Origin of the sequence: Collinsella sp. AK_207A (assembly GCF_902501965.1) — a bacterium.
Lineage (GTDB): Bacteria > Actinomycetota > Coriobacteriia > Coriobacteriales > Coriobacteriaceae > Collinsella.
Genome location: NZ_CABWID010000014.1, coordinates 163,666 through 176,431 on the forward strand (window position 1 = coordinate 163,666; position 12,766 = coordinate 176,431).

Annotated in this window: 14 protein-coding genes; 10 read left to right on the top strand and 4 right to left on the bottom strand. The window is 67.0% G+C overall.

Features of this window, described 5'->3' with window-relative positions:
- Window positions 1-17: 17 nt before the first annotated feature.
- From GDJ97_RS04185 to aroQ, 10 genes are all read left to right on the top strand, one after another.
- Window positions 18-1,355: a helix-turn-helix transcriptional regulator gene (locus GDJ97_RS04185; protein WP_152069959.1), complete on the top strand. Its 1,338-nt coding sequence runs from the start codon at window positions 18-20 to the stop codon at window positions 1,353-1,355.
- A gap of 32 nt (window positions 1,356-1,387) precedes the next feature.
- Window positions 1,388-1,840 carry a hypothetical protein gene (locus GDJ97_RS04190; RefSeq protein ID WP_152069960.1) on the top strand — a complete coding sequence of 151 codons (453 nt, stop codon included), beginning with the start codon at window positions 1,388-1,390 and terminating at the stop codon, window positions 1,838-1,840.
- A 136-nt stretch (window positions 1,841-1,976) separates the two neighbouring features.
- Complete coding sequence (gene efp, locus GDJ97_RS04195; protein ID WP_152069961.1) at window positions 1,977-2,540, top strand: elongation factor P; 564 nt, start codon at window positions 1,977-1,979, stop codon at window positions 2,538-2,540.
- A gap of 48 nt (window positions 2,541-2,588) precedes the next feature.
- Window positions 2,589-2,948 (top strand): Asp23/Gls24 family envelope stress response protein, encoded by a 360-nt coding sequence (locus tag GDJ97_RS04200; protein ID WP_152069962.1) that lies wholly within the window; start codon window positions 2,589-2,591, stop codon window positions 2,946-2,948.
- 3 nt (window positions 2,949-2,951) lie between these two features.
- The gene (gene nusB, locus GDJ97_RS04205) at window positions 2,952-3,629 is read left to right on the top strand and encodes a transcription antitermination factor NusB (RefSeq protein ID WP_226808817.1); all 678 of its coding nucleotides are present in this window, start codon (window positions 2,952-2,954) and stop codon (window positions 3,627-3,629) included.
- 1 nt (window position 3,630) lies between these two features.
- Window positions 3,631-3,915 (top strand): exodeoxyribonuclease VII small subunit, encoded by a 285-nt coding sequence (locus GDJ97_RS04210; RefSeq protein WP_152069963.1) that lies wholly within the window; start codon window positions 3,631-3,633, stop codon window positions 3,913-3,915.
- A gap of 2 nt (window positions 3,916-3,917) precedes the next feature.
- On the top strand, window positions 3,918-4,721 hold the full coding sequence (locus GDJ97_RS04215; RefSeq protein ID WP_152069964.1) for a TlyA family RNA methyltransferase: 804 nt from the start codon (window positions 3,918-3,920) through the stop codon (window positions 4,719-4,721).
- Window positions 4,718-5,596: an NAD(+)/NADH kinase gene (locus GDJ97_RS04220; protein ID WP_152069965.1), complete on the top strand. Its 879-nt coding sequence runs from the start codon at window positions 4,718-4,720 to the stop codon at window positions 5,594-5,596. Before GDJ97_RS04215 ends, GDJ97_RS04220 begins: the two co-directional genes overlap by 4 nt.
- Entirely contained in the window at window positions 5,586-7,217 is a 1,632-nt protein-coding gene (locus tag GDJ97_RS04225; protein ID WP_152069966.1) for a DNA repair protein RecN, read from the top strand. Before GDJ97_RS04220 ends, GDJ97_RS04225 begins: the two co-directional genes overlap by 11 nt.
- A gap of 55 nt (window positions 7,218-7,272) precedes the next feature.
- Window positions 7,273-7,719, top strand: coding sequence for a type II 3-dehydroquinate dehydratase (aroQ, locus tag GDJ97_RS04230; protein WP_152069967.1), 447 nt, complete (start codon window positions 7,273-7,275; stop codon window positions 7,717-7,719).
- Between the two features lie 69 nt (window positions 7,720-7,788).
- Here the strand turns inward: aroQ and GDJ97_RS04235 are convergent, their stop codons facing one another.
- From GDJ97_RS04235 to aroA, 4 genes are all read right to left on the bottom strand, one after another.
- Window positions 7,789-9,042, bottom strand: a complete 1,254-nt coding sequence (locus GDJ97_RS04235) for a shikimate kinase (RefSeq protein WP_152069968.1) — start codon at window positions 9,040-9,042, stop codon at window positions 7,789-7,791.
- 65 nt (window positions 9,043-9,107) lie between these two features.
- Window positions 9,108-10,253 carry a bifunctional chorismate mutase/prephenate dehydratase gene (locus GDJ97_RS04240; RefSeq protein WP_152069969.1) on the bottom strand — a complete coding sequence of 382 codons (1,146 nt, stop codon included), beginning with the start codon at window positions 10,251-10,253 and terminating at the stop codon, window positions 9,108-9,110.
- A 14-nt stretch (window positions 10,254-10,267) separates the two neighbouring features.
- Window positions 10,268-11,440: a chorismate synthase gene (aroC, locus tag GDJ97_RS04245; protein ID WP_152069970.1), complete on the bottom strand. Its 1,173-nt coding sequence runs from the start codon at window positions 11,438-11,440 to the stop codon at window positions 10,268-10,270.
- Entirely contained in the window at window positions 11,425-12,765 is a 1,341-nt protein-coding gene (gene aroA / locus GDJ97_RS04250; RefSeq protein ID WP_152069971.1) for a 3-phosphoshikimate 1-carboxyvinyltransferase, read from the bottom strand. Before aroA ends, aroC begins: the two co-directional genes overlap by 16 nt.
- Window position 12,766: the final 1 nt, after the last annotated feature.

Here is a 12,766-nt window from a genome sequence, read left to right on the forward strand (position 1 = left end):
GTTTTGGAGGCAGCCGCATGTCTTTGATTCCTTGGATACAGGGTGTTTCACGGAATCGTCTTGAGGGCTGTTCCATTGAGGATTCCCTCGCTCAGCGTCTAGCTCAGGATTACTCCCTTCCCGCTCGCGAGGCCGAGTGCTTGGCGTGTGCGCTGCGTGGGGAGCCGTCTTCATCGATTGCGAAGCGGCTTGGCATTTCTCCCTCGACGGTCCGTACCTACCTCGTTCGGTCCTACGGTCATGTGGGTGTTTCGTCTTTGGAAGGGGCCAAATCGCTGTTTTTACCCGAGCTCATGGTCGAGCCGGGCAAACTGCCCGAAGATGCTCGTTCATGGAGCTCGGTTTCCATCCGTATGGTGCGCCGGCTCTCAGAAGCGCCCTTTCAACGAGTAGTTTGCTCCATCGTATCCATTGCTGTTGTCGTTGCCATTTTCTGCCGGACCTCTTTTACCGCCCAGCTCACTTTCGTCATGGTTATATGGGGTTTCTTCGTTGCTGCATTGGTGCTCGCTCGCATGCTGCGGCCGCCTGCATCCTCTCGTTCTTCAACGTGCTCAGGTACCGTTTCAACAGTCCTTGTAGGGTTGGTCTTTGCCTGGGTCTTCCTCGACATGAACTCTGGTTATCCGCTCATGGGATTCGAATTCGTCGCTGTGCCCCCGCTCATCGCCTGCCTGACCTGTTCCGTGCTCGTCCCATTGTTTCGGTGCGAGCTGCACGACATGTCCTGGGTCGACATCGTACTCATCGTCGCCTGCCACATGCTCTTCTTCTGTGCCAGCGTGCTTCTTGACCAGGTATACGTCCTGTTCTTCGCTGCACTTGCCGCATTGCTCGCGTTTGGTGCAAGAGGGGCTGGGGAATACGTTGATGCTCCAGCGCCATTCAAACCTCTGATGCTGCTGGTCGGGTTCGTCGCCGGACTTCTCGCATATCACGTGTTCCAAGGGCTTTCTGCGTTGTTCCTTCCGCTTCTGTCCGAGGTGGAGATGTCTCAGGCCTTGGTAACCGCTGCGTTTGGCATCTACGGTGTCGGCGGCATGATGTTGGTCTCGATGTCGTTCTTTCTCTGGCCCATCATAGCCGCCGCTGTTTCCGGCACGCGCTCCTTGGACGATGACCTCGCCGGTCATTACTTGCGCGGAAGAGGTCTTAACGAGCTTGAGGCGGCAACGGCGCTCGGTTTGCTGCAGGGCCGAACGCTCGCCCAGCTCTCCGACGAGCTCGGGTATTCGGTGAGTTCAATCGGGGCCGCGCGGACCTCGTTGTTCAGGAAGCTCTCCGTGGCGTCTCGATGGGAGTTGGGGGGGCTCGTGGCGCGAGAAGTCCCCGGCATTCGCCCCGATCAAGTTTGAAAGTGAGGGACACTGTGACTGTGAAATCTAAGTTGAGCGTCATTCTCGCCGTCTTCCTCGGGATGATCGTCCTGGAAACGTCGATGTTCGCGCTCAATCTCTACCAAGAAAGCCGCTCCGTTGAACGGGGCGCGGAGCGTGGCTTCGACCTGGCGGGCACCTACGGGTATGGCGGCGCATCCCAAGAGAACGATGAGGACGGCTCCATTCGCTCGGCATCCTTCGTGCCGGGCACCTCGAACGATGGCCAGGGCTCGTACCAGCTTATTGGCGAATTCGACGGTGATCTCGGGTACCGGAACGGCACCTTCCGCAGGACCTTCGATCCCAACGTATTCGATCTCTATAGCGAGGACGGTTCCCACATGGGGTCGGCGCACCTGGCGTACGCGCGTCCCGATGGCTCGGGATTGATCTATCTCTCCGTGGACGGCCTGGACTGTTCGCTGTCCAAATGGAGTGCGACGCCCGGATTCGTCGAATGACGCCGCAGCGCATCGGAATCGACCAAGCGTGCAGCTTCTAAGGAAGGCCCCTGCGGGGGCCTTTCCTCGTTGTATAATTCACGGGTTTATGAATCATGCGGGTCGTCTTCCCGCAGTTAAGAGGAGAGGTAGTTCCATGGCAGCCATCACCACCGCCGACTTCAAGAACGGCATGGGTCTCAAGATCAAGGACAAGATCTACACCATCGTCGAGTTCCAGCACGTCAAGCCCGGCAAGGGTGGCGCCTTCGTGCGCTACAAGACCAAGGATCTGAAGACCGGCCGCGTGGTCGAGAATACCTGCAACGCCGGTTCCAAGTTCGAGAGCGTCCAGCTCATCACCAAGGAGATGCAGTACCTCTACCACGACGGCGTCTCCTACATCTTCATGGACAACGAGACCTACGAGCAGGTGCCCGTGCCCGACGATATGGTGGGCGACAACGCAAAGTGGCTGCGTGAGAACGACGTCTGCCAGCTGCTCTACGCGGACGATGACCTCATCGGCGTGCAGCCTCCGATGTTCATCATCGCCACGGTGACCGAGACCGTACCGGGCGCCAAGGGCGACACCGTTCAGGGCGCCTACAAGCCCGCCACCATCGACACGGGCGCCGAGGTCCAGGTCCCCATGTACCTCAACGAGGGCGAGCAGATCAAGGTCGACACGCGTACCGGCGAGTTCGTCTCCCGCGCGTAGGTCTGCCCGGACCGTCCGTTCCCATTTGTTTCGAACCGAGGAGCTAGCATGCCAGAGATCAAGATCGCGGGCATCGGCATCGCGCCCGAAGTCATCCAGGCCATCGTCTCCCGCGCCGCCGAGGGCGTCGAGGGCGTCGCCTCCGTGGGGTCCAAGGACCTCGCCCAGAACCTCGTCCAGATGTTCACCGCGCGCACCGCGGCGCCTGCCGGCCCCTCCGTCGAGGCCGAGGTCGAGGACGACCGGCTCGTCCTGACCGTGCACCTCACGGTCTTCTACGGTTATCCCTTCAAGCAACTGGCCGAAGCGGTCCGCGAGGCGGTTGCCGCCCACATCGACGCCCAGGTCGGCGTGGACGTGGCGCGCATCGACGTCTGTATCGACGGCCTCGTCTTTCCGAAGGAGTAGCGGGTGGGTGTCACTGAGACGGTCATCAAGGGTGACCAACTTGCCAGCTATCCTTCTCTGCGCGCGCTTATCAAGGGGGAGACGCCCGATGAGGTTCGCGTTGAGAGCTACGACCGCGCCGGCCGCACGGCTCGTGGCCGCACTCGTGCCCGCGCGCAGGCACTTCAGCTGCTCTTCCAGGCCGAGGCACTCGGTGTGAGTGTGGATTCCCTGCTCGATTCCCGCACGGAGCTCCTCTCCCAGCCGCCGCTCGACCCGTTCGCGGCCGAGCTCGCGCGTGGTTGCTTCGCCTCCATCGCTGCCATCGACCTCGCACTGCGCGACGCCGCCGACAACTGGACCCTCGACCGCATGCCGGCGATGGACCGGAGCCTGCTCCGCCTTGCCATCTACGAGATGCGCGTCATGCCCGGTGATGACGTTCCCGCGGACGCCGTGGTGATCGATGAAGCCGTGGAGATCGCCAAGGCGTACGGTACCGAGGAGAGCCCCAAGTTCGTGAACGGCGCGCTCGGGCGCATCGCCCGCGAGGTGCCGAGCGACCCTGACGCCCAAGGCGGTGTGATGGACCGCTTCCGCGCGAGCATCGTCGCCGCCGCGGCCGCCGAAGCTGCCGTGGCTGCCGGCGACGAGGCTGCCGAAAGCAACGAGGCCCTCGCATCCGACGAGTCCGGTGAGTAGCATGGCCGAGACCGGCGGCCGCACCTTCGACGACATCACGGCGCGCTTGGACGAGATCGTGTCCGCCGTGAAGTCCAAGGATACCTCGCTCGAGCGTACGCTCGACCTATTAGACGAGGCGATCGAGCTCGGGTCCAAGGCAGTGGAGATGGTCGATCGCGTGGAACTCTCCCCGCGCGAGGCCGACCTCCTCGACGCCAAGGAGGCCGAGGCGCGCGCCGCGTCCGGCGAGGATGCGGACGCCGTCCCAGTGAACGGCCCGCAAGATCCGCCGGCGGGGGAGTGACGATGAAACGCGTTCGTCTGGATGACGAGCTCGTGGCGCAGGGCATCTGCCAGGACAAGGCGGATGCCCTGCGCACCCTTATGGCGGGCCTGGTTTCCGCCCGGGGCGAGCGCCTGACCTCGCCCGGTCAGCTCGTCGTCCCCGGCATCGAGCTGCATGTGAAGGGTCGCTCCGCCTACGTGGGGCGGGGCGGGCTCAAGCTCGCCGGCGCGCTCGACTCGTTTCAGGTTGATCCCGCGGACCTCTCATGCCTGGATGTGGGATGTTCCACCGGCGGGTTCACCGACTGCCTGTTGCAACGCGGCGCGGCGCGCGTCCTCTCCGTCGATGTGGGCCGGGCGCAGTTTGCCTGGAGCCTGCGCAACGACGGTCGCGTCACCCTGCTCGAGCGCACGAACATCGCGGACTTGCCCGCGCTCGGATATACCGGATGCTGTGACCTTGCGGTCTGCGATGTCTCCTTCACGAGCGTGGAGCATGTGCTGCCGGCCGTGCTCGCCGCCCTGAACGGGGAGGGCCGCTTCCTCACCCTCGTGAAGCCCCAGTTCGAGGCAGCGCCCGAGGACGTGGGGGCCGGCGGCGTGGTCAGCGATCCCGCGGTCTGGGCTCGGGTGCTCCAACGAAACATCCACCTGTTCGCCGAGAACGGCCTGTTTCCCGTGGACATCTGCACCTCGCCCATCAAGGGCGCCAAGGGCAACCATGAGTTCTTCCTTCTGGGCGATCGCGCGCGGTTCGCCGCCACGCAGCCCCAGGAGCTCTCCGCGCATATACGAACGCTCGAGGAGAAAGCGGGTCGTCTATGAAGGTCTTCCTGGTTCCCAACTTCTACAGCAACGAGGCCGTCCAGAGCGGTCTCACCCTCGAGCTGTGGCTGACGCGTCAGGGCTACGAGGTCGCATGGGCCTCGGACCAGCGCTCGGGTATCCTGACGCCGCCCGAGGCGACGGAAGGGGCAGATCTCGTCATCAGTCTGGGCGGGGACGGCACCCTCTTGCGCGCGGTCCGCATCCTCGCCGGTCGCGAGGTGCCGGTGCTCGGCCTCTCGTACGGCCACCTGGGCTTCCTCACTGCCGCGAGCCCCGAGGAGCAAGACGTGCTCCAGGTGGTCTCCGACGCGCTCACCGGCGAGATGCACGTCAGCCGGCGCGCCATGCTCTCGTGCGAGGTCTTCTCCACGCGGGCGGGCGGCAGCGAGTCGGTGGTCACCGCCACGGGCCTGAACGACATCGCCCTCACGCGCGGGCCCCTCTCTGATATCGTCGAGTACGACATCACCGTCTCGGGCCACCACATCGACCGGCTGCGGGCCGACGGCGTGGTTGTCTCGACCGCCACGGGTTCCACCGGCTACGCCCTCTCTGCGGGCGGGCCCATCGTGAGTCCCGACTACAAGGGTTTCGTCTGCGTGCCCATCGCCCCGCATACCATCCAGGCGCGCGCCTTCCTCACATCCCCCTCCGACGTGGTGGAGGTCGCGCTCTCTAAGGATCGCCCCTCGGTGCCAGCGATCGCGGTGGACGGCCAGCATCTGGAGACCGGGGGCACGGTGGAGCGGCTTCTGGTGCGCCGCAGCGCCTCGGACGCGCTCTTGCTCGACTACGGCCCCGAAACCTTCTACGCGAGCGTCAGCCGGGTCTTCTACGGGGTGCGTCGGGGAGGTGTCGCGGATGATCGATGAGATCCACGTCGAGAACCTCGCGCTCATTCGCGAAGCGGCGCTGGCACCCTGCGCCGGGCTCACCGTGCTCACCGGCGAGACGGGAACGGGTAAGACGGCGTTGCTCAGCGCGCTCAAGCTGCTCATGGGCGAGCGTGCGGACGCCTCGCAGGTGCGCGAGGGCACCAAGCGAGCCATCGTCGAGGGGCGCGTGTTCAACGGCGCGCACGACTTAGAGGGTTTCACGGTCGCGCGGAGCGTCGGCGCGGACGGCCGCAGCAGGGTGAAGATCGACGGCTCGATCGCCGGCGTGCGCGAGCTCGCCGACCGCATGCGGCCGCTCATCGACCTCTGCGGCCAGCACGAGCACCAGCGCCTGCTCGATGCCCAGAGCCACGTTGACATGGTGGATGCCTGGGGCGCCGCGACCATCACGCCCGCACTCGAGGCGTATCGATCCGCGCTGCATGATGCCCGTGCCGCGGCCGCCGAGCTCGCGCGCATCGAGTCGGCGGCGCGTACCCAGGGATCGCGCGTTGAGGAGGCCCGGTTCGTCGTGGAGCGCGTGGGCGAGGTGGATCCCAAGCCCGGTGAGCTCGAGGAGCTCGAGGAGTCCCTTCCCCGTGCCGAGCACGCGGAATCGCTGGCCAGAACCGCCAACGACGCCCAGGAAGCCGTCTTGGGCGAGGGCGGTGCGCTCGATGCGCTGAACGGTGCCATCTTCGACCTGCAGCGTATGGGGCGCGTGGACCCCAAGCTCTCCGAGTTCGCCGACACCCTTTCCAATGCCGCCATCATCATGGAGGATGCCGCCTCCGACCTGCGCCGTTACCGCGACGAGGTGGACTACGACCCTGCTGAGCTCGCGCAGGCACAGGAGCGTTTCGGGGCGCTGCGCGGCCTTCAACGCAGCTTCGGGCCGACCATGGACGACGTCTTCCGCCGACGCGATGAGGCGACTGAGCTGCTCTCACTCGTAGATGACGGCGAGGAGCGGGTGCGCCGCGCCCGCGCTGCCGGAGATGCCGCCGAGCAGGCGCTCGCCACCGCCGCCCGCAAGCTCAAGAAGGCCCGTGCCGCCGTGGCGCCCCGGTTCTGCCGCGAAGTCGGTAAGCAGATGGCCCGGCTTGAGATGTCGCGCGCCGAGCTCGTGTGGGAGAGCCGTCCGCTCCCGCGCGCCCAGTGGACCGAGCAGGGAACCGAGAGCTCGGAGCTCCTCTACCGGAGTGGCGCCGGCCTCACGCCGCGCCCGCTCAGGAAGATCGCGTCGGGCGGCGAGCTCTCGCGCGTCATGCTCGCGTGCAAGGTCGTGCTCGGTGAGGCGGATGCCGTGGACACGCTCGTCTTCGACGAGGTGGATGCCGGTGTGGGCGGTGCCGTGGCGCGCTCGCTCGCCGCCGTGCTCGCGGATCTGGCACGCACGCACCAGGTCATCGTCGTCACGCACCTGGCCCAGGTGGCCGTGCTCGCCGAGACGCACTACGTTGTCTCACGCCTCGACGGCGACCTTCCGGAGACCCAGCTCACCTCGGTGACCGGTGATCAGCGCGTGCGAGAGGTCGCCCGCATGCTCTCGGGTGACGCCTCCGAGGAGTCGCTCGCCCATGCCGAGCAGATGCTTCGCGAGGCCGGGCGGCTGTAAGCGGAATGGGCTGTAAGCGGAATCCCATCGAATCTGTTTGAAAAGGGGGGAGGCCATGAAGGCGCTCGTCATCAACGGTCCCAACATCAACTTCGTGGGCATCCGAGAGCCGGGCATCTACGGCTCCGATTCCTACGACGACATCGTGGCGCTCTGCCAGCGCACCGGTCTTGAACTGGGCTTCGAGTCCGTAGAGTGCTTCCAGTCGAACCACGAGGGCGATATCGTGGACAAGATTCAGGAAGCGTACGGTGCAATCGACGGCATCGTCATCAATCCCGCGGCGTACACGCATACGAGCGTGGCGATTCTGGATGCGCTCAAGGCCGTGAGCATCCCCGCCGTGGAGGTGCACATCTCCGCCGTGGAGAGCCGTGAGGACTTTCGCCAGGTGAGCTTTGCCGGCATGGCGTGCTTCGCCAAGGTGACGGGCGAGGGCATCCAGGGTTACGCGCACGCGCTCAGGCTGCTCGCCGAGAAGCTTGACGAGCCGGCGGCGTAACCCGGGTGTTTCGAGCAGGTGAGCGGGCGGGTCCGGCGGGCATGCCCTCCCACCTGCTCACCTCATCATCTAAAGCATGGGTGGGAGCATGGCCGCCAGGTTCTCCGCGGTGTGCTCAGCGCGATCGGTGGAGCTGACTACCAAGTCCGCCCAGGCGCGGTAGAGCGGCATACGGCGCTCGGCGAGGGCCTCCACGCCATCGCGGGCGGTGATGGGGCGGTTCTTGCGGGCGAGTTCGCCGATCGGCCGGTCGATCATGCAGATGAGGCCGTTCTGGTGCAGCAGCGCGTAGTTCTCCGAGCGCTGGACCACGCCTCCGCCGCAGGAGATCACGCGTCCCGAGCGGGCAGCCACGTCGGAGAGCACCCCGGTCTCCACACGCCGGAAGTCGTCCTCGCCGTGCTCGCCGATGTACTCCGGGCAGCTTTTGCCGGTTCGTGCTTCCAGCTCGTGGTCGATATCCACGTGATCGCGGTTGAGCAGCCGTGCGAGACAATGTCCCACGTGCGTCTTTCCCGAACCTGGCATACCGATGAGCACGATGTTCTGCTCGGTTGCGGAGAGGCGTTCCGTGAGCTCCGTGACCTGCGCGAGGTCCACGGGCTGGCCCGTGTAGCGCTCCACCGCCTGTGCCGCCTGCGCCACGAGCATGAGGAGCCCGCCGGCGTGGGGGATCCCCCGCTCCTCGGCCTGCATCATGAGACCGGTGCGGGCCGGGTTGTACACGATGTCGATGAGGCCTTCGAGCGCCGGGAACGGATCGAGCGTGCAAGGGCTCGCGGGGCATTTCGGCCACATGCCCACCGGCGTGCAGTTGACCACGAGCGCCACGTCGTCTGCGCGTCCGGGCAGCTCGTCGTAGGTGAGCGCGGATGGGCCTCCCGCATGGTGCTCGCGTCCGACGAAGCCCGCCTGCAGTCCTAAGTCCCGGAGCACCATGGCGCAGGTGGAGCCGGCGCCGCCATGCCCGAGCACGAGGGCGCGCTTGCCGGAGAGCTCGAGGCCGAGGGATTCGGCGAGTACCTTGAAGCCGAAGTAGTCGGTATTGTCGCCGCGCAGGCGTCCGTCGGGCAGGCGGGTGATGGTGTTGACGTTGCCCATGCGCTCGGCCACGGGCGAGAGCTCGTCCAGATAGGGGAGGACGGCCTGTTTGTACGGGATGGTGACGTTCACACCCTCCCACTCCGCGCCGGTGATGAAGCTCTCGAGCTCGCCGGGCTCGCGCTCGAACCGCACATACTCAAGGCCCGCGAGCTCGCGGTAGATGGTGGGCGTGTAGCTATGACCCAGTACGCGTCCGAGCACACCGTACGGTCGGTCCATGTCGTCTCCTTTCGGGAACGTGGCGAAGCGGGACCTTCCCCCGCGCCACTGAGCCGGAACTATGACTAGAGCAGCTCCTGGTAGCTGCCAAGGTATTGGCAGCTGGCGCACACGCTCGGCAGCGAGTCAATGAGCTCCAGGAAAGCGGTGCTCCCCACCGGGCTCTCCACGTCGAAGTAGAAGCTGAACTCGAAGTCGCGCCCGGGGATGGGACGGCTCTCGAGCTTCACCAGGTTGATGTCGAGCGCGTAGAAGCGCTCGAGCACGTGGTAGAGCGAGCCCGGCTCGTGCTTCAGCGTGAGCATGAGCGAGGTTCGGTTGGCGCCGGGGTAGATCTTCGGGATGGCGGAGATGACGACGAAGCGCGTGTAGTTGTTGTCGGAGTCCTGCACGTCCTCGTCCAGGATCTGCAGGTCGTAGAGCTTGGCCGCGCTGCGCGAGGCGAGCGCCGCCCAGTCGCCGCGCCCGGAGGTGGCGACCATCTCGGCTGCCATGGCGGTGTTCTCGCACACGTTGGCGTGCAACCCGAGCCCCTCCAGATAGCCCGTGCACTGGCCGAGCGCCTGCTCGTGGCTGAACACCTCGCGGATGTCCTCGAGGCGGGCGCCGGGGATCGCCATGAGGTTGTGGTCGATCTTAAGGCGGAGGCTGCGCACGATGATGAAGCCGTACTCCGCGAGCAGGTCGTACACGGCGTTCACGGAGCCGGCGGTGGAGTTCTCGATCGGCAGCACGCCGTACTCGCAGAAGCCGTCGCGCACCGCGCGGAAGACCCCTTCGAAGGTGGTGAAGAAGCTGATGGCGGGCACGCTGAACAGGCGCGTGGCGGCGATCTGGCTGTAGGCGCCCTCCACGCCCTGGCACGCGACCGTCGCGGCGGCGGGGAAGGGCGCGTCCACCTGCTCGAAGGCGGCGCGCACGGAGTGCGAGGGGCTTGCCGGGTCGTTCCGGGAGAGAAGACGAGCCTGCTCGGCCTTGCTCATGCTCATGAGCAACGAGAAGAACGAGACCGTCTGGGCCTGGCGCGTATCCTCGGCAGCCTGGGCCAGCCCGTAGAGCTTCTGGCGCTCGCGGGCGGGGTCGTAGATCGCCTTGCCCATGGCGCGCTTGGCGGCGGCGACGTCGGCGGCAAGGTCGAGTCGCTCGTTGAAGAGGGCGAGCAGCTGGGCGTCCACGGCGTCGATGCGCTCGCGCGTTTCCTCAAGCGTCATGCGGATGGCTCCAATCATTCGCCGGCCGGCGCGGGCTCGGCGAGGGGTCGAGGGTCGGGTGTGGGATAGCGTCCGTCTTCGAGCAGGGCGTCCAGGAGGGCGAGGGCGCAGGCGGCCTCCACCACGGGAACCGCGCGCGGCACGATGCACGGGTCGTGGCGGCCACGGACCGTGAGCTCGGCGTCCTCGCCGCGGGCGAGGTCGACCGTGTGCTGCGCCTGCCCGATCGAGGGCGTGGGCTTGACGGCACAGCGCCACACGAGCGGGGCGCCCGTGCTGATGCCGCCCAGGATGCCGCCCGCGTTGTTGGTAACGGGCCGGGCGGCGCCGTTCGGGGCCGCGGCGTAGGGGTCGTTGTCCTCGCTGCCGTAGAGGCCGGCTGCAGTGAACCCGATGCCGAACTCCACGCCCTTCACCGCGGGAATGCCGAAGGCGATGTGCGCAATGCGGTTCTCCAGGCCGTCGAACATGGGGTCGCCCACGCCGGCAGGCAGTCCCCACACGCCGCACTCCACGATGCCGCCCACGGAGTCGAGGTCGTCTTTCGCCTCGAGGATAAGCTCGCGGGCACGGTCGGCGGCGTCCCCGTCCACCATGGGGATGCCGCAGCGCTCGAAGGTGTTGTCGCGGCGGGAGATCTCGTCTACCGGGGCCGCGGAACCGGATAGCGCGAGGAAGCTCGGCTCGGAGACGCCGGCCTTCGCGGGGCCGAGTACCTGGATGTGCGCGGCGATGGTGATGCCCGCCCGCTCGAGGGCCTGCAGCGCCACGCCGCCGGCGGCGCAGAGGGGGGCGGTCAGGCGTCCGGAGAAGTGGCCGCCGCCCGCCACGTCGTGCCAGTTGCCGTAGCGCTCGAAGGCGGGCCAGTCGGCATGTCCGGGGCGCGGCTTCCGGCGCAGCTCAGCGTAGTCACGGCTGCGGGTGTTGGTGTTCTGGATGATCGCGGCGAGCGGCGCCCCGCAGGTGTGCCCGTCGGCCACGCCCGCGATCAGGTGGACGGCATCGGCCTCGCCACGCTCCGTGGAGGTGTCGCGCGCACCGGGCGCGCGGCGGTCCATGAAGCGCTGCAGCCGCTCAGCGTCCACGGGAATGCCGGCGGGCAGGCCGTCGAGCGAGCAGCCGATCGCCGCGGAGTGGGACTGTCCGAAGATGGAAAGCCGGAGCACGTTTCCTATGCACGAGGACATGGGCCGACCTCCTCGTCTCGCTTGAGCACGACGTCGCCGCCGAGCAGCTTGTAGTGGTCGAAGAAGGCCGGATAGCTCTTGTTCACGGCCTCGGCGCCGAGGATCTCAACCGGACCGGCGCACCGGCTCGCGGCAACGGCGGCCATCATGGCGATGCGATGGTCGTTGTGCGAGCTCACCGTGCCGCCGGACAGTTCGGGCACGCCCGTGACCACAAGGTCATCGCCCTCGATCCGCACGTCCGCGCCCAGGTTCGAGAGCTCGGCGCGTACCGTCTCCAGGCGGTCGGACTCCTTGATGCGCAGGCGCGCGCAATCGCGGATGCGTGTGGTCCCCTCGGCCACGCTCGCCACGGCGGCCACCACGGGCACGAGGTCGGGGATGTCGGCTGCGCTTATGTCGAAGCCCCGGAGCTTGTCAGGGCGCACGGTGGCAGATTCCGGGTCGCGCCCGATGCGCGCGCCGAAGCGGGAGAGCACGGCGAGGATGGTCCGGTCGCCCTGGGCGGAGTTCATGAGCACGCCACGCACGGTGATGGGATGGCGCGCGAGCGCGCCCGCGCAGAGCCAGAAGGCAGCGTTGGACCAATCACCCTCCACCGAGACGGAACCGGGCGTGCGGTAGTCGCCAAGGGGGCGGAAGGTGGTCGTCTCCACTCCGGCCTCGGTGGCCCCGTGCTCGATCGCGACCTCGATGCCGAAGCTCGCGAGGGCCTGGATGGTGAGGTTCACGTAGGGCCGGCTCTCCAGGCGGCCGATCACCACCACTTCAGAGTCGCCCTCGAGGAGCGGGGCGGCCATGAGGAGGCCGGTGATGTACTGGGAGGATACGTTGCCGGGGATCTGGAAGCGCCCGGCACGCAGCCGCCCGCTGGTGCGGAGCGGGAAGCCGCCGAGCCCCGCGAGGTCGCAACCGCCGGCGATGAGCTCGTCGGAGAGCGGTGCGAGCGGGCGGGCGCCCAGGCGCCCCTGGCCGGTAAAGGTGGCGTCGGCGCCGAGCGCGCAGGCGATGGGCAGCATGAAGCGGAGGGTGGAGCCGGACTCGCCGCAGTCGAGCGTCTGGCCGCAGCACGCCTTCAGGATGCCGAGCGCGCGGCTCTTGGGGATGGGATGGATCTCGAGTCCGCCGTCCACGGGGTCCACGCGGGCACCCAGGGCCTCGAGGCAGCGCACGGTGGCCTCGATGTCGGCGCAGGTGGTGTTCAGCGCCACGTGCGTGACGCCGTTCGCGAGCGCCGCAGCGATGATCAGGCGGTGGGCCACCGACTTGGACGCGATGGCGGGGACAATGCCCGCGAGCGGGCGGGGGGTGATGACGGCACGCATG

Bases quoted from the DNA above. Each gene is read 5' to 3' on its own strand.
- GDJ97_RS04200 (WP_152069962.1), top strand. From the start codon at position 2,589: ATGCCAGAGATCAAGATCGCGGGCATCGGCATCGCGCCCGAAGTCATC.
- GDJ97_RS04220 (WP_152069965.1), top strand. From the start codon at position 4,718: ATGAAGGTCTTCCTGGTTCCCAACTTCTACAGCAACGAGGCCGTCCAG.
- efp (WP_152069961.1), top strand. From the start codon at position 1,977: ATGGCAGCCATCACCACCGCCGACTTCAAGAACGGCATGGGTCTCAAG.
- GDJ97_RS04225 (WP_152069966.1), top strand. From the start codon at position 5,586: ATGATCGATGAGATCCACGTCGAGAACCTCGCGCTCATTCGCGAAGCG.
- GDJ97_RS04235 (WP_152069968.1), bottom strand. From the start codon at position 9,042: ATGGACCGACCGTACGGTGTGCTCGGACGCGTACTGGGTCATAGCTAC.
- GDJ97_RS04240 (WP_152069969.1), bottom strand. From the start codon at position 10,253: ATGACGCTTGAGGAAACGCGCGAGCGCATCGACGCCGTGGACGCCCAG.
- aroQ (WP_152069967.1), top strand. From the start codon at position 7,273: ATGAAGGCGCTCGTCATCAACGGTCCCAACATCAACTTCGTGGGCATC.
- GDJ97_RS04215 (WP_152069964.1), top strand. From the start codon at position 3,918: ATGAAACGCGTTCGTCTGGATGACGAGCTCGTGGCGCAGGGCATCTGC.
- aroA (WP_152069971.1), bottom strand. From the start codon at position 12,765: ATGCGTGCCGTCATCACCCCCCGCCCGCTCGCGGGCATTGTCCCCGCC.
- GDJ97_RS04185 (WP_152069959.1), top strand. From the start codon at position 18: ATGTCTTTGATTCCTTGGATACAGGGTGTTTCACGGAATCGTCTTGAG.
- GDJ97_RS04210 (WP_152069963.1), top strand. From the start codon at position 3,631: ATGGCCGAGACCGGCGGCCGCACCTTCGACGACATCACGGCGCGCTTG.
- aroC (WP_152069970.1), bottom strand. From the start codon at position 11,440: ATGTCCTCGTGCATAGGAAACGTGCTCCGGCTTTCCATCTTCGGACAG.